The 843-nt window shown below is 67.1% G+C and carries 1 pseudogene; it reads right to left on the bottom strand.

What is annotated here, in order from left to right:
- A pseudogene (locus tag NLX85_RS32875) lies at positions 1-281 on the bottom strand (hypothetical protein); the annotation flags it as partial.
- Between the last annotated feature and the right edge of the window lie 562 nt (positions 282-843).

Raw genomic sequence — 843 nt, 5'->3', positions numbered from 1 at the left:
TGATCCCGGTTCGCCAGATCGACCGCCTCGACCAGCTCCTCGTCGTCACACGGCACCTCCCGGACCGTCCCGTGATCGGCGCCGTCCGGGTCCCACTCCCCACGGTCTCGGCCCTCCTCACCCTTCTTGTCCTTGTCCTTGTCCTTGTCCTTGCCGTCTCGGCCGTGCTCGTCGTCCCGAGCCTCCGAGCCCTCGGCGTCGTCACTGGTGAGCTGGGCGGTCGACCACTTCACGTCGGCGAGGCGGTGAGGGCCCGTGACCCCGGTGGTCGCGTAGGCCACGCCCGCGAGGCTGACCGCTCCCGTCAGGCCCACGACCCCGGTGGCGAGCCACAGCCGGCGACGCCGGAGGGGGGAAACCTTCTCACGGGAAGCGTCATCGTTATTGCGAAGGTAGTTGGACATCGGAGCTCTCTGCCCTCTCCTTGTACCCGACAAGGTCGCTTCGCCACAGCGAGGCGGCCTCCGCTACAAATCGGTTGTAGCTGCTGAAGACCAACGTATGAGAAGGTTCTTCACCTCGTGCCCATATACGAAAAAAACCCGCATAAGGGGTGGGGTAGCGCGGCGGGGCCGAGAGGGAACCACAGGTGCGGGAGGGCGTCCGGTCGGCGAAGGGGGTTCACGGAGGCGGAAGGCCGCCGGTCGCTACGGAGAGCCCGTACCGGACGGGACCGCGACGAACCACCCGGCGGGGACGCGGGGGGCAGGGGAGTCCCTCCCCGCCGTGGCGCGGCGGAAAGGGACTCCCCGGGTTATGTGGTGGTTCAGTTGAAGCAGTCTTCGACGGTGTTGGCGCAGTTGGTGGGGTCGTTGTTGGTGATGGTGGACTTGTCGTCGAGCT

Origin of the sequence: Micromonospora sp. A3M-1-15 (genome assembly GCF_024213425.1) — a bacterium.
Classification (GTDB): domain Bacteria; phylum Actinomycetota; class Actinomycetes; order Mycobacteriales; family Micromonosporaceae; genus Micromonospora; species Micromonospora chersina.
Note: the sequence above shows the minus strand (reverse complement) of the source record. Positions and strands in the feature narration are given on the sequence as shown.